This is a genomic window from Acinetobacter sp. YH12021 (genome assembly GCF_013420145.1).
Classification (GTDB): domain Bacteria; phylum Pseudomonadota; class Gammaproteobacteria; order Pseudomonadales; family Moraxellaceae; genus Acinetobacter; species Acinetobacter towneri.
Genome location: NZ_VOYT01000001.1, coordinates 367555 through 388844, shown reverse-complemented (window position 1 = coordinate 388844; position 21290 = coordinate 367555). Strand labels below are relative to the sequence as shown.

Here is a 21290-nt window from a genome sequence, read left to right as displayed (position 1 = left end):
GTCTTTCTTTCGGGCATGTTTATGCTCCTAATTCACGTAACTGTTGTTGTAAATTGTCAAGTAATAACCGTTTTTTCTCATCGTCACGTACACTGAGTTGTTTTTCGAGTTTTTTAATTTGTGTGCGTAATTTTGCCAGTTCGATGGTGGTTTGTGCATCGGCAGTGGAAATCTGTTCATTTTTTTGTACAGGCAATTCAATCACAGGCACAGCAGCATCGGCTTGTGCTGAAAATTGTGCAAACAGTTCGGTATCAATTTCTGCACGTACCACAGGGCCTTTACGGTGCAGACGACGTTGTTCCTCACGTTGTATGTGGGCGTAGTAGCGTTGGCGTAAATCATTCTGTTCTGCCACTCGTGCGCTATCAGAAAGCAGAGGTTGTGTATCTTCTACCAAGTCAATGCAATCGACAGGGCAAGGCGGAATACACAATTCACAGCCCGTACATAAATCAGTCAAAATGCTGTGCATGAGTTTGCCTGAGCCTAAAATGGCATCGACAGGGCAGGCATTAATACATTTGGTACAACCAATGCACTCATCTTCACGAATTAGGGCTTTCATACGCTGTGGGCGTCCATCTGCCTGCACAGGCCAAACACTGGCTTCTGCGGTCAATACAGGGCGTTGCAGTAAGTTTGCTAGTGCATCTGCAACAGGTTGTCCACCGGGTACGCATTTATTGGCCGCTTCGCCTTCTGCAATCGCTTTGGCGTAGGGTAAACAGCCATCACGGTGACCACATAAGCCACATTGAGTTTGAGGGAGCAGCGCATCAATATTTTGAATCAGAGCAATTTGCGAATTCATGGACAAACCAATGCCACTTTAACAGCAGCAGAAAAACGGAAGATAAGGCTAGGGGAAAATTCTAGGTCGATGATTTTAGCACGATTTTTGCTTTTAGGCTTGTGCGCAAATTAAGAACAACAATTGCTAGCTTTTTGGGCAAAAATGCTCAAAACTATGAATTAATTTGTTACATTAACTTATGGGCTTAACACGCTAAAAAATAAGTTAAATTTATGAAAATACAAATGTTTTAAAGTTTTTTGAAAAAAACTATTGTAGATTGTTAACAAAAGATATTTAATATTTTGCGCCAAAATATATCATTGATTGAAATTTTGACCAATTTTGATCCATTTTCTGCTGAGGATTAAGCGTTGAAATACAACAGCCTTAACGAATTCCTAGATTACGTTAAAACACGTGATGCACATCAACCAGAGTTTCTACAAGCTGTAGAAGAAGTAATGACCAGCCTTTGGCCGTTCATTGAAAAGAACCCTCAATATGCAGCACATGGTTTGCTTGAGCGTTTGGTTGAGCCTGAGCGTGCAATTCAGTTCCGCGTTTCTTGGGTAGATGACCAAGGTCAAACCCACGTAAACCGTGCATTCCGTGTACAGTACAACTCAGCAATTGGTCCATTTAAAGGTGGTATGCGTTTCCACCCATCAGTGAACCTTTCAATTTTAAAATTCTTAGGTTTTGAACAAACCTTTAAAAATGCTTTGACCACATTGCCAATGGGCGGTGGTAAAGGTGGTTCAGACTTTGACCCTAAAGGTAAGTCTGAAGGCGAAATTATGCGTTTCTGCCAAGCCTTAATGATCGAGTTATATCGTCATTTAGGTTCTAACACGGATATTCCTGCGGGTGATATTGGTGTAGGCGGTCGTGAAGTGGGTTACATGGCGGGTATGATGAAGAAGCTCAGCAATGACACTTCATGTGTATTCACAGGTAAAGGCTTGTCTTTCGGTGGTTCTTTGGCGCGTCCAGAAGCTACAGGTTACGGTACTGTGTATTTCGCTGAGGAAATGCTCAAGACTCGTGGCGATTGCTTTAAAGATAAAGTCGTTGCGATTTCTGGTTCAGGCAACGTTGCACAATTTGCTGCAGACAAAGCAATGTACTTGGGTGCGAAAGTAGTTTCACTTTCTGACTCGAATGGTACTGTGTACGTGAAAGAAGGTTTCACGCCAGAATTACTTGCTGAAGTGATGGAACTTAAAAACGTAAAACGTGGTCGTATTTCTGAATTTGCGTCTAAGCACGGTTTTGAATACCTTGAAGGTCAACGTCCTTGGGGTATTAAATGTGATATCGCGCTTCCATGTGCGACTCAAAACGAACTTGATGCGAATGATGCAGCAGCGCTTCTTGCAAACGGCGTAATCTGTGTTGCTGAAGGTGCGAACATGCCTTCTACACTTGAAGCGGTTGAGAAATTCGTTGAAGCGAAAATTCTTTATGCGCCAGGTAAAGCATCTAACGCCGGTGGTGTAGCAACTTCTGGTCTGGAAATGTCTCAAAACGCATTGCGTTTAGGCTGGACTTTCGAAGAAGTTGATGAGCGCTTACACGCAATCATGAAAGAAATTCACCGCAACTGCGTAAAATTCGGTACGAAAGAAGACGGTACCGTGAACTATGTAGACGGCGCAAACATCGCTGGCTTCGTAAAAGTTGCTGATGCAATGCTTTCTCAAGGCGTATTCTAAGTCTGACTGAGTTTAAGCTTGAAAAAAAACCGAGGTGAATGCCTCGGTTTTTTTATATTGCGATTTTATCGTTATAGAGTGCCTTTGACTGCTTCACGCTCTACGGTCATGTCGAATACATAGGCATATTTAGACTGGTCAGCTGCCGGATTTTTAATTTCATAACGTTTTACCCGAATAATCTGACGCTCATTCGATGAATGCTGAAAACCTTCGATCTGATCGTAAAATAAAGTCCAGTCTTTATCGACCTGAGTCTTTAAGCCTTTTTCATCATATTTGATTTCTTTCACCTGTAAGCAGGTTTGCTGAGCTACACCCATACAGGCTTTAGTCTGTGACGAAACTTCCAGGAAAATGGTTTCTGCCTGACCTTGGTATTTGGTTTCCGGTGTCATTTTTCCGGTAAAGACATATTTTTGACCATCAGCTGCAGTAATACTCAGTTTTGGCTGATTGGCATCATTTAGATCCAGACTAAACGGAATATTACGCTTTTGCAGAAGCTGGCTGATAAAACGTTCCTGTTCCATTAATGGTGCATCACATGCCATCATGGTGCCCATCATGTCACCCGTACTCAGGGTATTATCTTTAACAGTCCAGCTCGTGCCAAGGCCATTACAGCCAGAAGCTACACTTAGTCTGCCTCGTTGATCAAAGCTCAGAACAATCGGGCGTTGCAGCCCACGATCAAGTTCCCAGGTATAAGCGGGCAAAATTTGTGTAGGCGTTTTTAATGTGGTGGATAGAGTAGAAATAGCCAGATCTCCTGAAGTGGCAGGAAGATGTGAAGATTGACATGCAGTTAAAGCCAAAGGGAGCAGGGCAAGCGCAAAAATACTGAATTTCATTGGTTTATATTCTATGTGCTAAAGTTTCAACGTGATTATAACCAAGAGATTAACAAAAAATATGGATACAAATCGTAGCTTTTGTTAACAAAATGTATCCAAATTAAAAAGTCAGATTTTAAATAAGCGGAGCTATCGGTTAGTCAAAACGATAAATATCCATACCGAGTGAACCCATGCTAAAGCTGCTATGTACAATGTTAAATCGATCTCCCGTACCCATTGCAAAAAACAGCGGTGCAAAGTGTTCTAGGGTTGGGTGATTACGTGCTACATGTGGCAATTGTTGCCAATCTAGTACTGCATCATAATTGCGATGACTTAAATGCTGCACCACACGATTACGGAAACTAGATGCCCATTCAGGCACAGCCGCATTGGGTGTATTCCATGATAATTCACGTAAGTTATGGGTGATACTGCCTGAGCCAATCAGTAAAATTTGCTGTTCACGTAATGGCGCTAAACTTTGCCCAATGTGATAAATCTGTTCGGCGCTCATATTCATGGGCAAAGAAATGGTAATCACTGGAATATTGGCATCGGGATACATGTGTAGTAATGGCATCCATACGCCATGATCATGCGGGCGTGTGCTGTTGGCATGGGCAGCAAAGCCCGCATCAGCCAAACGCTGCAAAATATCTTCTGCCAGTTCAGGTAAGCCAGGTGCAGGGTAGCGCAGGGCGTACAAGGCTTCAGGAAAACCACGGAAGTCATGCCATGTTTCAGGGCGAATACCTGTGTTGACCTCCAGTGCATTACTTTCCCAATGCGCCGACATCACCACAATGGCTTGCGGTGTTGGCAAATTTTCACTTAAACGGCTGAGTGCAGGCCCGACCTGTTCAGGATTGAGTGCCAACATGGGCGAACCATGTGAGATAAATAAACCGGGTAATGTCTGTAAGTTCATGCCTAGATCCCTAAAGCCTGCTGTTCTACAGCATCGCAAAAAAGTGTGTATAGCGAAATGTACTTTTGTTCAACGCTATGTTGCAGCTTTGCAACGTCGTTTGAGTTGAAGATATTTTGATAACTCAACGTACAAATTGAATAAGTTGATTTAACCTGCACGATGATAAGGATGGTTGTGGTTGATGCTCATAGCACGGTATAGCTGCTCAATCAGCATCACGCGAACTAAAGGGTGTGGCAAAGTTAGTTTGGATAATGACCAATGCCATGCTGCTGCTTTACGTACTGCTTCAGAGTGACCATCTGGTCCACCAATCGCAAGCACGACATCATTGCCTTCTAGCATCCAGCCTTTCATGGTTTCTGCAAGTTTTTCGGTGCTGAACTCTTTGCCGCCCACTTCCAAGGCAATTAACAGCTCATTGTTTTTCATGGCATTTAAAATGCTATCACCTTCAATTTGGCGATATTTTAGAATATCGGCCTCAGAATCATTTTTGCCACGTTTCGCCATTGGCAGTTCGACAATTTGAGTCTGCACAAAAGGCTGAATCCGTTTGAAATAATCTTCAAAACCAGTCAGCACCCAAGCAGGCATTTTTTGTCCAATGGTCAGAATGCGAATTTTCATAGGCGAGTTCATGTAGCGATCAATCAGAATCTCGCATTATAACCATGATTCAACACAAGCGCTGTGTAACGACACAATTTGCAATTGAATTTGCCAACAGGCTGTTGCTTTAATACTCAGCAATCTTATTGGTCTTTTTTGTCTTGGAATTATCAGCATGCGCGCGTTTCAAAGTCAGCAGTTATATTCATGGATATTGGGCGCGGGTATGGGATTGATGACCACTGCTACATTTGCTGTGCCTGAGGCTCAATGGGCAGAACCAAACAATTTACACGTCTATATGCAGCAAGTGATTGGGCAGCAGGGTTTGAGTAATTCCGAACAGTATCGTCATTATAAAAATGTGATTGAACTGAATCGGGTTTCGGCATGGATTCGGGAACAAATGCGAGTATTTGGAATTCCGTGTCAATTTCAAAATTATGTGGTCAATCAGCAAAGCTACCGCAATGTGGTGTGCAAATTGAATATCGGTGCTGCGCAAAAAACGATTTTTGGTGCGCATTACGATGTTTATGGGCAGCAGCAGGGGGCAAATGACAACGCTTCTGGCGTTGCAGGTGTAATCGAAACAGCACGAATTTTGGCGCAGGAAAAGAATAAACTTAGTCAAAATGTTGAATTTGTTTTTTATACCTTGGCAGAGCCACCATTTTTTAAAACCGAGTCGATGGGCAGTTTTATACATGCCAAATCTGTGCAGGCTGAAAAGGAAAAAATCCGTGCGGTGTATGTGCTGGATATGATTGGTTATTACGATAAAAATTTGGTGCAAAATTACCCAATCGGTTTAAAGTGGATTTACCCAAGTCATGGCAATTTTATTGCGGCATTGAGTAATATGCAGTCACGTGAAATGAGTGCAACCTATTGCAATGCGATGCAGCGTTTGAATCAATTGCAATGTGAGCGTGTGGTCGCACCGACTTTCGTCAAGGGTATAGATTTTTCAGATCATTTAAATTATTGGAAATATGATATTCCAGCTATTTTAATTACCGATACGGGCAGTTATCGCAGCTCACTTCGCCACACCACAGGTGATACTTTAAAAACAGTAAATTTTGAAAAAATGGCACATGTCGTGAATGGTTTGGTTGCACAGATTTTATCACCTTGATGATTGATCGCAGCGCATAAAAAACGCAGCCCTGAATTGAAATAGGACTGCGGTTAAAAGGTCATCCACCTGGAGATATGGATGACCAGACCATGAAGCACGCTTCAATCAAAAGCGTCTGATCAATTTATCGGTCTAAATAGACCAAACAAGAAACATACAGCGCGATGTATCTTAAATTTATATATGTGGATGGTTTGCCTATTTTTCAAGGAAATTGAATTAAAAACAGACTATCCATTTTAAAAATAGTTAAAAAATTATTCAATTATTTTAAATCCAGAATCTAAATACAACAAAAGAGCACCGAAGTGCTCTTTTGAGATGTTCTATGCTTAAAGCAGAGTAACTTGCTTAATGACGTGCGGCTTTGCCTGCTGCTACTGGCTTCACAATCGGTGCCTTGGTTAAAGGCTTAGGCATACTGGTCAGTGCCAAAGGCAAGATTTCATCAATGCTTTTCACAGCCTTGATTTCCAAACCTTCTTTGACATTGTCTGGAATTTCAGACAAGTCACGCACGTTTTCCTGTGGGATAAATACCAGTTTGATACCACCACGATGTGCCGCAAGAAGTTTCTCTTTCAAGCCACCAATGCGCATTGCACGACCACGTAAGCTGGTTTCGCCTGTCATGGCAATATCAGGACGAATTGGAATATCTGTAAATGCAGATACCAATGCCGTAGTCAATGCCAAACCTGCAGATGGACCATCTTTAGGCGTTGCACCTTCTGGCAAGTGTACGTGTACATCGGTTTCGGCAAATGCATTGGCTTCAATGCCTAAACTGTCGGCACGGGTACGCACAACGGTCATCGCGGCTTTGATTGACTCTTGCATCACATCACCCAATGAACCTGTGGTGATGAAATTACCTTTACCTTTCATGGTTGCCACTTCAATGGTGAGTAATTCACCACCCACTGAAGTCCAAGCCAAGCCATTTACACGACCGACTTCTGCTTCTTCTTCTGCCATGCCATAGTCAAATTTATGTGGACCCAAATAGTCTGGCAAGTTTTGAGAAGTGACATCAATCTCAAGGTTTTTAGCTTTTTTGCTGACCGCTTCTTTAACCACTTTACGGGCAATTTTTGACACTTCACGTTCTAGGCTACGCACACCTGCTTCACGCGTATAGCGTTGCACGATGTCACGAATCGCTTCTTCATGAACAGTCAATTCTTTAGCACGTAAGCCATTATTTTTGATGGCCTTCGGTACAAGATAGCGTTCTGCAATATTCACTTTTTCATCTTCGGTATAACCCGGCAGACGAATAACTTCCATACGATCTAGTAAAGCTTCAGGAATGTTCATGCTGTTGGCAGTACAAATAAACATCACTTCAGACAAGTCTAAGTCCAGATCTAAATAGTGATCGTTAAACTTGTTGTTTTGTGATGGGTCAAGTACTTCAAGCAAAGCAGAAGCAGGGTCACCACGGTAGTCCTGTGCCATTTTGTCAATTTCATCGAGCAAGAACAGTGGGTTTTTTACACCAACTTTGGTCAATGACTGCACAATTTTACCTGGCATCGCACCAATATAAGTACGACGGTGACCACGAATTTCAGCTTCATCACGCACACCGCCCAAAGCCATACGCACAAACTCACGGCCTGTTGCTTTGGCAACCGATTCACCCAAAGAAGTTTTACCTACACCTGGAGGGCCAACCAAGCACAGAATAGGGCCTTTGAGCTTTTTCACACGAGATTGCACAGCAAGATATTCCACAATACGGTCTTTGACTTCATCTAGACCGTAATGATCGGCATCTAAAATTTCCTGAGCTTTGTTCAGGTTGATGCTGACTTTGCTGGCTTTGTTCCATGGTGTATCTAAAATGACTTCTAGATAGTTACGCACTACTGCCGCTTCGCTAGACGCAGGTTGCATCGCTTTAAGTTTACGGAACTCAGCTTCTGCTTTTTTACGTACATGCTCAGGCAAGTCCGCTTCAGCCAAACGTTTTTCAATCTCAGCGACATCATCTTCTGCGCCGCCATTCATATCTGACAGTTCGCGTTGAATGACTTTCATCTTCTCATTCAAGAAGTATTCACGCTGATTTTTTTCCATCTGGCGTTTAACAGAGTCATGCAAGGTTTGCTCAATCTGTTGTTCTTCAGACTGTTGCAATAAATAAGTCATTAACTCGGTCAAGTGAGCTTCAAACTCATCGTGCTCAAGGAATTTTTGTTTGACATCAATATTCAATGGCACACGGGTTGCAACAAAGAACAACAACTGCAATAAATCTTCAATTTTATTGGCAGCAGCAATCAGTTCACGTGCATTACGTAATTTTGCTTCTGCATATTGCGCAAATAAGGCACGTAATTCTTGCAAACGTGTTGCTTGGGTATTTTCATCCATCGCAACAGTCATTGGGCTCAAGCTGTGTTCTGCAGTCAAATACGCGTCTTCATCAATAATTTTTTCGAGTTTGGCGCGGTATAAGCCTTCAATCAGCACTTTGATACAGTTTTCATCATTTTCGTGATTCACAACTTGCACAATCTTCGCGACAGTACCGTATTGATATAAATTGTCGTGATCAATTTCTTCTGTAAGCGAATCTTTTTGCGCAACTACAAATACTAGATTGTCACTGTTACGAGCCACATCAACTGCATTGATCGATTTTTCACGACCTACAAATAGCGCGATTTGCATGTGTGGATAAACCACCACATCACGTAGCGCTAAAAGCGGTAATACACTTGGAACCTGAGGCTCTAAGGTTTCTTGATTCATAATAATTTCAGACATGGGCACTCCTAATGAGTGACAACGGTGTTGCCATGTTTTTAATAGTGATGGGTATTTTTTAAAATACAAGGGCAGGTCAACACAAATTGTTTAAAAAGTAGCTAAATATGTGATTTTAAATTGATCTATTCAGTCAAAATGATCAATTTAGCGTTTCAAGGTGCGTTTAAACTGTAAAAAATGTTGTGGAGTTAGTAAGGCATCTACAGGTTGATCCCAATTTTCACGTGGCAAGCGTGTATGAATTAGCTGAAAATCATGTGCAATCCCTAAGCGATAAGGATGCTGCGGGGCAGAAGCTAAAGTGCGGTCATAATAACCACCGCCCATTCCAATGCGGGTGCCATGCGTATCGCAAGCCAATAAGGGCATCAAGACTAAATCTAAATGGGAGATGTGTTTTCCGCGACTTGTTCTTGGTTCTTGCATCCCCAAACGATGATGGGCAAAGCGACGCTGACGATATTGTTGTGGGGTGATTTGTACCCACACCAAGTGTTGATTCATATTGCAAATCATGGGCAAATACACTTGTTTGCTATGCGCGAAGCAATATTCAATGATGCGGTGTGTATGAATTTCACCAAAAGCATGTAAATACATACCCACTTTTTTTGCGTACTGAAATTTTGGCAGTCGTATTAGCCGCTGCAAAACAGCTTGCTGTGCGTGTTGCTGTTGGGTGCGCGTGACCGCTCTGCGCTGTTGTCGAAGCTGTTTACGCAAGGTTTTAAGTTCCAACAACTGCATCTCGGCACATCCTTATATTCTTGAGTTTAAATGCTTGAATGGGTATGGGATTACTGTCATTTCATCGACAAAAACAAGCTTTTATCATACTTGGCATTTTAACAGGATGTGATGCTGTATTTCTGTTTATCTGAAACTTGACCTGCTATCGGATAGTCTAGCTCGAACCCTAGACGCAAAATTACAAAAACTCTTATGCTATTGCCCAATCAATGCCACGCCAACAATCTTCAAGATCGCTTCAAGATGGATTAGGCAGGCTTCAGTTAAAAACAACAAATATGTAAAAACACAAGCCAAAACAAAAACAACACTTTCATTTTGCTGTTCAGGGAGAACAAGAACATGAATTATTCCAACAAGGTGTTTAAACATCTACTTCAAGGCGTGCTGGCTTTAGGAAGTTGTGTCAGCGCACAAAGTTATGCAGATTCGACCTATTTACCGCAGCCACCGAATACCCAACAAGTCTTTTTTGTCGGCAATAACTGGGATGGCACAGTGACGGTGATTCACCCTTCACAAGACTTTGGCAAAGTGGGTGTGGTCAATATGATTCCTGACCGCAAAGAGCGTTTATTAGAAATTCATTTAAATCCAGTGAAATTGATTGCCTACACTTACATTCAACAAACTGCAGGTGAGGGCAATGACCAGTTGGTGGATGATATGTATTCCACGCCAGATGGACAGTCGATTGTTGCTTCACGTCCAAGTTTTGCCGATGTGGTATCCATCAACATTAAAACGGGCAAAATTAATTGGCGTACGCCAGTCGAAGGTTTCCGCGCAGACCACATGGCGGTTTCACCAGATGGACAACGTGTTGCTGTGTCGGCATCGTCAGGTAATGTGGTGCATGTTTTAGATATTCATACAGGTAAAGAATTGGGGCGTTTTGCAACAGGGGATAAGCCGCACGAAAATATTTACTTTGCAGGTGGAACGAAAATCTTAAACTCTGCGATTGGTAACGTAGAAACTTCGATGGATGCACAGTGGCAAGATTTTACCAAAGGTAAGCGCTTTATTACCATTGCCGATGCCAATAATTATAAAGTTCTGAAAAAAATTGATTTCCGACCTACGTTAGATGCCTTTGGACGTAAAGATTTATCCAACTCAGTGCGTCCTATGGTGCTAAGTAAAGATGAAAGCAAACTTTATGCGCAGGTTTCATTTTTTAATGGTTTGGTGGAATACGACTTAAAAACCGATAAAGTCACGCGTATTGGACAATTACCGGGCAGCAGTACAATTCCAAAAGACCGCAGCAAATGGGTAAATGATTCACGTCATCATGGTTTATCCATCAGCGCAGATGGCGAAAAACTCTGTGTGGCAGGCACGATGGATGATTACGCGACCATTGTAGACCGTCAGAGTTTAAAAGCAGGCAAACTGATTCCTGCAGGTAAACCATATTGGGCAACCCGTAGCCCAGATGGAAAAAGCTGTGTGATTTCAGAAAGTGAAACCGATGTGGTAACGGTGATTGACTTTGCTACGGGAGAAAAAGTCCGCAGTGTGCCAGTGGGGAATCACCCACAGCGAGTGCGTTTGGGTTATGCACCAAGCGATTGGTCGACGCCGTAATTTTTAAGCCGATCATAACAGGCAAAGCATGCTAAGGCGCTCAAGACGATATTTGAATTGAGCACATTTTAGGATGGTTTGCTTATGGAGCATGCACATGAATGGGACTCGATGGCTCGGTATTGGCTTTTTTGTTTTGGCGGTCGCGGTGTTGTTTACCGTGGTGTATGTGTTTCAACCACCGAATAAGACTGTTTCGGAAACAGTGTGGGTGAAACCGAACACGGCTTCCACAGAGATAGAAACAACGCAAAGTCTATATTCAGATGAATCTGAAAATGTACTGGAAACAAACGCTATGCTAGAGCGTGCTGCGGTATCTGCAGTTGAAATGCAGCAATTAATCCAGCAACGTGATCAGTTGTATTTAGGCTTTAAGCAAATTAGTACAGGTTTAAGCCAAGGGCAAAAGCCTGATTTAAACCGTGTACAAAGTATGTTGCTACAGCAGGAACAATTGGTACAAGCAGGCGTATTAAGAGCAGAAGATGCAATGAACTATAGCCAGTTTTTAAAGCAAATTTTACCTGAAATTGCAGGGCAAATTGATTTGCATATTTCGCGTTTAAAGCGCCTGAACGTGGTGACAGGTTAAGCCACAGTAAGGTGTGAGTTGCTGTTATAAATACACGATGACGCCATTGTTGCAGTCAATAATGGCGTTATTTTTTTGTCTAAAAAATTCTTTTAATCCACATGTTTTTAAGCCGAATAGCGGCCACTTGAGCTGAATTTATCCATGATTCCTTTGATCAAGCGTTCAATTCATCTTGCTAGAAATCACACTGATTCCATTGTATTGGACTAAAGTTGTATAAAGCTGTGCGAAATAAATTTGGTTTTTCCTTACTTTTAAAAACTCCAGAAAAAACAAAGTTTAAATATTTTTTTGGCATATTTTTATGCTGTATATAAAGAAATACCTTCACCAAAATTGGTATGACCATTTGAAATAAACAATCAGACCAATCTTGACTTTTTCTTGTCTAAAACTATCATTTGTACCTTATATTGAGGAAATTCTGATTTTAACCTCAATATTGGTCAGACCAAAATTAGAATTTTACCTCTATGCTTAGACCTATGTTTACGTTTGAGTGAGCATTTCAAGGAGATGACAATGCTTCAACATTGGCAACAGATCTATGATCCAATGGCAAATATTTGGATTTCGAGTCTTATTGCATTAATCCCGATTATCTTTTTCTTTCTGGCATTGGCTGTATTTCGCTTAAAGGGAAGTGTTGCGGGAACAATTACGGTGATTTTGGCGTTATTAGTGTCTTTATTTGCCTATGGCATGCCAGCACCAATGGCTTTTGCTTCATTGATCTATGGATTTTTCTACGGTTTGTGGCCAATCGCATGGATTATTATTGGCGCATTATTCTTATATAAAATCTCTGTAAAAACAGGGCAATTTAACATTATTCGCTCATCTATTCTTTCGATTACAGAAGATCAGCGTCTCCAGATGCTATTAGTCGGCTTTGCGTTTGGGACATTTTTAGAAGGTGCAGCGGGCTTTGGGGCGCCAGTGGCAATTACTGCAGCTTTATTGGTGGGTTTGGGCTTTAAGCCTTTATACGCTGCGGGTTTATGTCTGATTGTGAACACCGCACCTGTTGCGTTTGGCGCAATGGGGATTCCAATTATTGTGGCGGGTCAGGTTTCGGGTGTAGAAACCATGGAAATTAGCCAGATGGTTGGACGTCAGTTGCCATTTATGGTGCCTATTGTGCTGTTCTGGATTATGGCAATTATGGATGGCTGGCGCGGTGTGAAAGAAACTTGGCCTGCAGTGTTGGTGGGTGGTGGTGCTTTTGCGATTGCACAATACTTGACCTCTAACTTTGTTGGACCTGAGTTACCAGACATTACAGCTGCAATTGCCTCTTTGATTAGTTTAACGGTCTTATTTAAATTCTGGCAGCCAAAACACATTTTCCGTTTTAGCGATGCAGACACAAAAGTAGATGCCAACTTGGTTGCAGAACAACAGCAAAAATACAGCATCGGGCAGATTGTTAAAGCATGGTCACCCTTTGCAGTGTTAACGGTGATGGTCACCATTTGGAGCATCAAACCGTTTAAAGATTTATTTGCCAAAGATGGGGCAATGCACGACTGGGTAATTTCCATCAAGGTGCCATTTTTACATCAATTGGTGCAAAAAATGCCGCCTGTGGTTGCTGAAGTTAAAGACTACGATGCAATCTTTAAGTTCGATTGGCTGAGTGCAACAGGGACTGCAATTATGATTGCGGCTGTCATCACCATCATTTACTTAAAAATGAAACCACGTGAAGCGGTTAAAACTTTTGCAGAAACCATCAACGAGCTAAAAACACCAATTTATTCGATTGGGATGGTGTTAGCTTTTGCTTTTATTGCCAATTATTCAGGCATGTCTGCGACTTTGGCACTGGCTTTGTCACACACAGGCAATGCTTTCACATTCTTCTCGCCATTTTTAGGTTGGATTGGAGTGTTCTTGACAGGTTCAGATACATCAGCCAATGCCTTATTTGCTGCCTTGCAAGCCACAACTGCACAGCAAATTGGTGTACCAGAAGTCTTGTTGGTTGCTGCCAATACCAGTGGTGGAGTAACAGGCAAAATGATTTCACCACAATCGATTGCAATTGCCTGTGCGGCAGTGGGTTTAGTCGGAAAAGAATCGGATTTATTCCGCTTTACCGTGAAACATAGTATCACGTTCACCGTTATGATCGGTATTATTATCACTCTACAAGCTTATGTGTTCCCATGGATGATTCCATAACCACATGCACAAGAGGATAGCCGCATGAAAGTTTCCGACAAAGTTGTACAAGACCTGCGCACACTGGTTGAAAAAAATCAGATGCAAGTCGGAGACCGATTGCCTGCCGAAAGAAAGTTATGTGAACAACTCGGGGTTTCCCGTTCCTCTTTGCGTGAAGCCATTCAGCAATTGACCAGTCAGGGCATGCTGGTCAGCAAAGTTGGAGCGGGTACTTTTTTGCAACAGCTACCCACCAATTGGTCGCAATATCAAATTGTGCAGCCTTTAAGTAACCTGATTGATGAAGACCCTGCTTATCGTTTTGATGTGCAGGAAGCTCGAATGGTGCTTGAAGGTGGTACGGCATGGTATGCCGCACAGCGGGCAACTGCTGAGGATTTGAAAAACATCCGTGCCTGTTATGAGCAAATCGCCCATTTTCAAATTTTAGGTGATGACGATCAGGCAGCAATTGCCGATGCCAAGTTTCATTTGGCAATTGCCGAAGCATCGCACAATTTGGTGCTCATTCAAATGATGCGTGGCTTATTTGATTTGTTGCAATACAACGTAGTTTTGGGCAGACGCAAAGTCTATACCGAAGCCCACCGTTTCGATCAGTTGCACGATCAACACTTTCAAGTGATGGATGCAATTGAACGCCAGGATCCAGAAGCTGCCCGTTCGGCAGTGTGTGGACATATTGAATTTGTAGTTCAACAAGTACGCATGATAGACGAGGAAGATGCGCGTCGTCAGCGTGCGAGTCGATTAAACAGGATAGCGCCATGATTATTTCTTCTGCGAATGATTACCGCGAAGCAGCGAAACGCCGTTTACCGCCATTTTTATTTCACTATATTGATGGAGGTGCGTACGCGGAACAAACGCTGAAAAGAAATGTGGAAGACCTTTCACAGATTGCCTTGCGCCAACGTGTTTTGAATGACATGTCGGCTTTGAGTTTAGAAACCACCTTATTTAATGAAACCTTGTCAATGCCTGTGGCTTTGGCACCTGTGGGTTTAACGGGCATGTATGCGCGCCGTGGTGAAGTGCAGGCTGCAGTTGCAGCTGACAAAAAAGGCATTCCGTTTACTTTATCTACCGTGTCGGTATGCCCAATTGAAGAAGTGGTGCCTGCCATTTCACGGCCAATGTGGTTTCAATTATATGTATTGCGTGACCGTGGTTTTATGCGTAATGCTTTGGAACGTGCTAAAGCAGCAGGCTGTTCAACTTTGGTCTTTACAGTAGATATGCCTGTGCCTGGCGCACGTTATCGGGATGCACATTCGGGCATGAGTGGTCCAAATGCTGCTATGCGCCGCTATATGCAGGCAGTGATGCATCCAAACTGGGCATGGGATGTTGGCTTACTAGGTCGTCCGCATGACTTGGGCAATATCTCTAAATACTTAGGCAAACCAACAGGACTTGAAGATTATATTGGCTGGTTAGGCAATAACTTTGACCCATCTATTTCATGGAAAGACTTGGAGTGGATTCGTGAATTCTGGGATGGCCCAATGGTCATTAAAGGCATTTTAGACCCAGAAGATGCTAAGGATGCTGTTCGTTTTGGGGCTGATGGAATTGTGGTGTCCAATCACGGTGGTCGTCAGTTAGATGGTGTGCTCTCGACTGCACGTGCTTTACCGCCAATAGCCGATGCAGTAAAAGGAGATCTAAAAATTCTAGTGGATTCAGGTATTCGTAATGGCCTAGATGTGGTGCGCATGTTGGCGATGGGTGCGGATACTTGTATGCTCGGACGTGCCTTTATTTATGCACTAGGTGCAGCAGGTGGGGCGGGTGTGAGTAATTTACTCGAATTGATTGATAAAGAAATGCGAGTCGCAATGACCTTAACGGGTGCTAAAAACATTCAAGCGATTAACTCAGATTGCTTGGTACAACTTGAGCGTGAACTGAAAGGCTAAATTGCCAACAGGAGCGATCAATCCATCAACCGATGCATTTGGCTGAATCGCTTAATTGTATTTTTCACCTTGTTTCAGGACTTGTACACTATGCCACAGACAATTTCTTCTGCAACACAATTTGATGCTGCAGCAACCCTCAAAAACTTGGTCGATATTGTGGGAAAAGCGCATGTATTGACCCATGAATCAGATACTCGTTTATATCGTCAAGGGCGACGTTTTGGCGAAGGACAGGTTTTTGCGGTGGTCACGCCAGGTTCTTTGTTGCAGCAGTGGCAAGTGTTACAAGTGGCTGTGGCGGCAGATTGCATTATTATCATGCAAGCCGCCAATACAGGGCTTACGGGTGGTTCTACACCATTTGGTGATGACTATGACCGTCCTGTAATTTTGATTAATACCCAACGTTTAAAAGGTATTCAGCTCATCAATGATGCCAAGCAAGTGATTTGCTTACCTGGTGCAACGCTAGATGCTTTGGAACAACAACTGGCGCCGCATCAACGTGAGCCACATTCAGTCATTGGTTCATCTTGTATTGGTGCTTCGGTGTTGGGTGGGGTGTGCAATAATTCAGGCGGTGCATTGGTCAGACGCGGCCCTGCCTATACTGAGTTGGCCTTATATGCACAAGTCAATGAACTGGGCGAGTTGCAACTCATCAATCATTTGGGGGTAAATTTAGGAAGCTCGCCAGAAGAAATTTTAACCAAACTTGAGCAACAACAATATCGCCCTGAAGATATTGAATATTCGGAACATTGTTGTGCTTCAGATCAGCGTTACGTGCATGATGTTGCCCAAGTCGATGCCGATACGCCTGCACGGTTTAATGCCGACCCGAGTCGTTTGTTTGAAGCTTCGGGTTCTGCAGGTAAAGTCTGTGTGTTTGCGGTGCGTTTGGATACGTTTGAGAAAATTCCGAGTCAGGTGTTTTATATCGGCAGCAATCAGCAAGAGGATTTAACCGCAATCCGCCGTTTTTTATTGCGTGATTTGCCGCGTGTACCGATTGCTGGCGAGTATATTCATCGAGATGCCTATGACATTGGTGCAGAATACGGCAAAGACAGTTTCTTGTTTATTGAGAAATTTGGCACCAGTAAAGTACCTGCAGCTTTTGCAATGAAAGACAAAGTTGATGGTTTTCTAACCCGTTGGGGCATGCGTGGATTGTCGGATAAAGTTTTGCAAATGTTCACGAAACTACTGCCAAATCATTTACCAGAACGCATGAACCAATTTCGTGATTTGTATGAACATCATTTAATTTTGCGCATTGAGCAGCAAGATGTTGCGGCAGTACAGCAGTTTTTAATGGATTATTTTATCACGCGCAATTCCGGCAGTTTTTTTCTATGTAATGAAGATGAAGGCCGCAAGGCTTTTCTGCATCGCTTTGCAGTGGCAGGTGCTGCAATTCGTTATCGTGATACACATCGAAATGAAGTGGAAGACATTGTTGCTTTAGATATTGCGTTAAGACGTAATGATCAGCAATGGGTTGAAACCTTGCCCGAAGAGTTGGAGCAGGCGATTATACATAAGTTGTATTATGGTCATTTTTTATGTCATGTCTTTCATCAGGACTATATTATTAAAAAAGGCGTAGACCCGTTGGCGATGGAACATCAAATGTGGTCATTGCTTGATGCACGTGGGGCAGAGTATCCTGCAGAGCATAATGTTGGGCATTTATATGTGGCGAAGCCTGCCTTAAAGCAGCATTATCAAAAATTGGATCCGACCAATTGTTTTAATGTGGGCATTGGGCATAGCTCTAAATTAAAAGCTTGGCGTTAAATAAGGATGAAAACTGAGCAGTGAAACTGATTCTAAGGAAAGATGGATATGTTTAAGTTAGATAGCAGACTGCTACAGATTTTTTATTATGTGTATAAATTAAAAAATGTGTCTGCTGCCGCAGATGCATTGGGCATGAGTCAGCCTGCGGTTAGTAACTGTTTAAATAAAATTCGTCAGCATTTTAATGACCCATTATTTTTAAGGGTTGGCAATGAAATGTTGCCTACAGAGTTGGCGAAACAGATTTTTTCACCGATTAGTGAAATTATTAATAAAATTGAAACGGTCAATAATTTTAAAGTCGATTTTGATCCGACACATTCCGATCAATTATTTACCTTGGCAATGACCGATGTTTCGCATTTGGTTTTATTGCCAAAACTGACCAAGTTTTTAAAAAAATATGCACCTTCAGTGCGGATTAAAATTCGTCCTATTACCCGTGAAACCAGTTATCAAATGGCAAATGGTGAAATTGATTTTGCGATTGGTTTTTTACCTGAGTTAGAGCAGGGTTTTTATCAGCAGCAATTATTTTTACAATATTATGTGGTGATTAGTCGTAAAGATCATCCACGCATCTGTGAAAAAAGTTTAGATGTTGAAGCTTATATTCGTGAATCGCATGTCGATGTAGATACCAGTATAGGTCACTACCATATTGAAAATGAATTAAGCAATCGTGGTTTAAGACGTAATATTCTAATGAGTATCCCAAGTTATTTAGGGGTCGGTTTAATTGTGCAAGAAACCGATATGATTGCGACAGTGCCTTATTATTTAAGTGAGGTGTTATTGGCACGCGGGAATTTACAAGTAGTGAGTGCGCCTTTGAATTTTCCAACCTATCCTGTACGACAATATTGGCATACGTCTTGTCATCACCAAACCAGTCATCAGTGGTTAAGAAAAGTGATTTTTGATTTGTTTAGTCAGCATCCTTAATTAATCGTATTTAAAGTAAAATTTTTATAATTTTTTAAATTATCATTCGCTAATTCCCTCATCTTCAAAAGAGCAGGCTAGGCTGAGGGAATTAGTGATTCTTTTTTATAAGGCAATAAAACTAAATTTCTGCCCACGATTTTGATTGCAGCTATACATTTTCATTTTTCCATTATAAATATCTAAACATTTGCCTGTATCTGCACTACGAATACGCTGACCATCGAGATACCATTTTTGGTTACTTTGTCCATTACAGGTATAAGCAATTACTTCAGCACCATCATGTTTCTGTTTTCCTGCTACATCTAGACATTTACCTTGCACGGTAATGCTTTGATCAGGATGGAAAATAAAATGCTGATTGGTACCATCATGACAATGTGAAGTCTGAATGGAACGTTGATTACTGCGACTAAAATCTACGCAGCGACCATCATAGGTTTTAATTTTGACTTTTTGTTGCCATGTTTGTGCAGGATAAGGCATAGGTGTTGGCATATAAATGGTTTGTTGTGCAGGACGTTCTACAGGTGTACTTGCTGGAATTTGAGGTTGAATGACGATATTGGGAATCTGCCCCGATGCTGTTCCGTCAACTACAATACATGCTGTTAAAAGTGAGCAACTGCTTATAGTGAAAAGTGTCTTAAACATAAGAGAAAACAATTTATTTATTAGGTGGATAGGATAAATTTAAAGCATGGAATAAATATTTATTTTTTGTAATTTTGTGTGTAATTGACCAAAAAATTTTATCTAATAGACATGGTTTCCTAGACACGGTTTTCAAGCAAAAAATTAAGTTTGAAAAAACTTCAACTCGCGATTCTATGTATTCTTTGTTTGCTAGTGGGTGCATTCATAGGAAGTGTGTGGTAGAAATTGTATTTAGAGGATATATTTCTGATTTAGTTGGTGGTCAGCAATAAACGAACTATCTAATTTGTGCAATTGAACATCAAAAATTCACAACTAAAATTCAACTATATTGCTTTAAAATTATGTGATTGAGTTGTAAAATTATGTGTTAAAGTTGGCAATTGTCACAGTTTTTGAATTTTTGGGGTAGGAACTGTTGAAACATTTTTTACTACGACTTGGATTGGATCTGCGTAAACTTATTTTAATTTCCACAATTTTAAGTGTATCAGGCTTATTTGTCGTAAGTATTTTTATTTTAAATTATGTAATTAAACAACAATTAATTCAAAATTCACTTTCGATCAATGAAAAATATGCAGAAAAAATTGCCACCAGTGCCAATCAACATTTTTCAGATATGCTGCAAGAGTTGGATTATAGTGCACGTTTATTAGAAAAAAAATTTTATAATACACAAGTTAGAAAAGAAGAAGTAAAACGCTTAAAAAATCAATCGAATAATTTTAATAGTGTTTTATTGGTAGAGCAGAATAAACATATTTTAGCTTATGCACCTAATACATTAAAACTTAATTTTAATCAGGCTTATAGTACCATTGGTATTGATGGATCTATTGAAAAAAAGAAAACTTATATTTCATCTCCCTATTGGTCTATAAGTAATAATTTAATCGTCATGATGTCACAACCTATTTATAATAAAACACATCAATATTTAGGCTTAATCAGTGGTACGATTTATTTACAGGAGCAGAACTTGATTAATACCATGCTCAATACTCAGTATGATTATAAAAAAAGTTATATGTATGTGATTGATCAACATAATCGTATTATTTTTCATCCAGATAAAAAGCGAATTGGTGAAAAAATTATCAATAATACAGGTTTGGATTATATTAATAAGAATACAAAGGGATCAATTCGTTTAAAGAATAGTTTAGGTATAGATAATTTGGCGGGTTTTGCACATATTCCAAGTGTAAATTGGATTGTAGTTTCTCAGCAGCCCACAGATGATTTACTTGCACAAGCTAATACGCTGATTTTTAAAGTATCGATTGGAATCTTCATTTTTTACTTTTTTATTTTTTTATTGATTTGGTATATCTCAAGCTTTATTTCTTCACCTTTGAACCGCTTGGCACGTATGGCAAGTATGCTCAATCATGCGGACATTGAAAATAAAATTAAAGAAGTTGATCCGTGGTATTTCGAGGTTTTAAAGTTTAGAACCTCATTATTAATGAGTTCGGAAACCTTTAGTGATCGGATTGCGGAGTTAAAACATCGTGTCAATACGGACCCATTAACAGGTTTATATAACCGTCGTGGTATGCAATTATTTTTAAATGAACTGCTAGAGACTCGTACCGAATTTGCAGTATTAGCCATTGATATAGATTTTTTTAAGCAAATTAATGATCAGTATGGGCATGATCAAGGTGATGTGGTACTTAAAACGCTCGCGCAAATAATGCTAACTAATTTTAGGGAACAGGATGTTTGCTGTCGTAGTGGCGGTGAAGAATTTCTAGTTTTAATGACGACTGCAGATGCAAATGTGGTGTATAAAGCTGCAGAGCGGCTTAGAAAAACCATGCAGGAAACTACGATTAATCAGATGGGTCAAATCACCATCTCTGTTGGCATCGCTTTTTGGCCTCGAGATGCAGAAGATGTTTCTGATGTACTGAAACTTGCAGATAATAAATTGTATGAAGCTAAACATGATGGGCGTAATTGCACAAAGTCTACGGCCGTATGAGGATTT

The 21290-nt window shown here is 41.1% G+C and carries 17 protein-coding genes; 10 read left to right on the top strand and 7 right to left on the bottom strand.

Going from position 1 to position 21290, the window contains the following annotated elements; all coding sequences use genetic code 11:
- Nucleotides 1–19: 19 nt before the first annotated feature.
- Nucleotides 20–814 carry an RnfABCDGE type electron transport complex subunit B gene (locus FTT91_RS01765; protein ID WP_131260797.1) on the bottom strand — a complete coding sequence of 265 codons (795 nt, stop codon included), beginning with the start codon at nucleotides 812–814 and terminating at the stop codon, nucleotides 20–22.
- 356 nt (nucleotides 815–1170) lie between these two features.
- Here FTT91_RS01765 and gdhA point away from each other — a divergent pair, with 356 nt between their 5' ends.
- A complete protein-coding gene (gene gdhA / locus FTT91_RS01760; RefSeq protein WP_004970711.1) occupies nucleotides 1171–2514 on the top strand; it encodes an NADP-specific glutamate dehydrogenase in 1344 nt (447 codons plus the stop codon).
- A 71-nt stretch (nucleotides 2515–2585) separates the two neighbouring features.
- Here the strand turns inward: gdhA and FTT91_RS01755 are convergent, their stop codons facing one another.
- From FTT91_RS01755 to rlmH, 3 genes are all read right to left on the bottom strand, one after another.
- A complete protein-coding gene (locus tag FTT91_RS01755; RefSeq protein ID WP_180168862.1) occupies nucleotides 2586–3368 on the bottom strand; it encodes an META and DUF4377 domain-containing protein in 783 nt (260 codons plus the stop codon).
- Between the two features lie 139 nt (nucleotides 3369–3507).
- Nucleotides 3508–4284 (bottom strand): dioxygenase, encoded by a 777-nt coding sequence (locus tag FTT91_RS01750; protein WP_096901485.1) that lies wholly within the window; start codon nucleotides 4282–4284, stop codon nucleotides 3508–3510.
- Between the two features lie 150 nt (nucleotides 4285–4434).
- Nucleotides 4435–4917, bottom strand: coding sequence for a 23S rRNA (pseudouridine(1915)-N(3))-methyltransferase RlmH (rlmH, locus tag FTT91_RS01745; protein WP_026438445.1), 483 nt, complete (start codon nucleotides 4915–4917; stop codon nucleotides 4435–4437).
- A gap of 157 nt (nucleotides 4918–5074) precedes the next feature.
- On the opposite strand from rlmH, the gene FTT91_RS01740 reads away from it, so the two are divergent.
- The gene (locus tag FTT91_RS01740) at nucleotides 5075–6040 is read left to right on the top strand and encodes a M28 family peptidase (RefSeq protein WP_373686095.1); all 966 of its coding nucleotides are present in this window, start codon (nucleotides 5075–5077) and stop codon (nucleotides 6038–6040) included.
- A 354-nt stretch (nucleotides 6041–6394) separates the two neighbouring features.
- Here the strand turns inward: FTT91_RS01740 and lon are convergent, their stop codons facing one another.
- Together lon and FTT91_RS01730 are read right to left on the bottom strand one after the other, a co-directional pair.
- A complete protein-coding gene (gene lon / locus FTT91_RS01735) occupies nucleotides 6395–8821 on the bottom strand; it encodes an endopeptidase La (RefSeq protein WP_180168861.1) in 2427 nt (808 codons plus the stop codon).
- A gap of 147 nt (nucleotides 8822–8968) precedes the next feature.
- On the bottom strand, nucleotides 8969–9565 hold the full coding sequence (locus FTT91_RS01730; RefSeq protein ID WP_026438444.1) for a 5-formyltetrahydrofolate cyclo-ligase: 597 nt from the start codon (nucleotides 9563–9565) through the stop codon (nucleotides 8969–8971).
- A 351-nt stretch (nucleotides 9566–9916) separates the two neighbouring features.
- Here FTT91_RS01730 and FTT91_RS01725 point away from each other — a divergent pair, with 351 nt between their 5' ends.
- From FTT91_RS01725 to FTT91_RS01695, 7 genes are all read left to right on the top strand, one after another.
- Entirely contained in the window at nucleotides 9917–11167 is a 1251-nt protein-coding gene (locus FTT91_RS01725) for a YncE family protein (RefSeq protein ID WP_180168860.1), read from the top strand.
- A gap of 97 nt (nucleotides 11168–11264) precedes the next feature.
- Nucleotides 11265–11762: a hypothetical protein gene (locus FTT91_RS01720; RefSeq protein ID WP_004970693.1), complete on the top strand. Its 498-nt coding sequence runs from the start codon at nucleotides 11265–11267 to the stop codon at nucleotides 11760–11762.
- A gap of 519 nt (nucleotides 11763–12281) precedes the next feature.
- On the top strand, nucleotides 12282–13952 hold the full coding sequence (gene lldP / locus FTT91_RS01715; protein ID WP_179996066.1) for an L-lactate permease: 1671 nt from the start codon (nucleotides 12282–12284) through the stop codon (nucleotides 13950–13952).
- Nucleotides 13953–13976: 24 nt separating this feature from the next.
- The gene (gene lldR / locus FTT91_RS01710; protein WP_004970689.1) at nucleotides 13977–14726 is read left to right on the top strand and encodes a transcriptional regulator LldR; all 750 of its coding nucleotides are present in this window, start codon (nucleotides 13977–13979) and stop codon (nucleotides 14724–14726) included.
- A complete protein-coding gene (gene lldD, locus FTT91_RS01705; protein ID WP_016659249.1) occupies nucleotides 14723–15877 on the top strand; it encodes an FMN-dependent L-lactate dehydrogenase LldD in 1155 nt (384 codons plus the stop codon). The genes lldR and lldD overlap by 4 nt, the downstream gene beginning before the upstream one ends.
- A gap of 90 nt (nucleotides 15878–15967) precedes the next feature.
- Nucleotides 15968–17683 carry a D-lactate dehydrogenase gene (gene dld / locus FTT91_RS01700; protein WP_180168859.1) on the top strand — a complete coding sequence of 572 codons (1716 nt, stop codon included), beginning with the start codon at nucleotides 15968–15970 and terminating at the stop codon, nucleotides 17681–17683.
- A 48-nt stretch (nucleotides 17684–17731) separates the two neighbouring features.
- Nucleotides 17732–18631, top strand: coding sequence for a LysR family transcriptional regulator (locus FTT91_RS01695; RefSeq protein WP_180168858.1), 900 nt, complete (start codon nucleotides 17732–17734; stop codon nucleotides 18629–18631).
- A gap of 105 nt (nucleotides 18632–18736) precedes the next feature.
- Here the strand turns inward: FTT91_RS01695 and FTT91_RS01690 are convergent, their stop codons facing one another.
- Nucleotides 18737–19288, bottom strand: a complete 552-nt coding sequence (locus FTT91_RS01690) for a ricin-type beta-trefoil lectin domain protein (RefSeq protein ID WP_019837853.1) — start codon at nucleotides 19286–19288, stop codon at nucleotides 18737–18739.
- A 421-nt stretch (nucleotides 19289–19709) separates the two neighbouring features.
- On the opposite strand from FTT91_RS01690, the gene FTT91_RS01685 reads away from it, so the two are divergent.
- The gene (locus tag FTT91_RS01685) at nucleotides 19710–21284 is read left to right on the top strand and encodes a sensor domain-containing diguanylate cyclase (RefSeq protein ID WP_180009250.1); all 1575 of its coding nucleotides are present in this window, start codon (nucleotides 19710–19712) and stop codon (nucleotides 21282–21284) included.
- Nucleotides 21285–21290 lie beyond the last annotated feature (6 nt).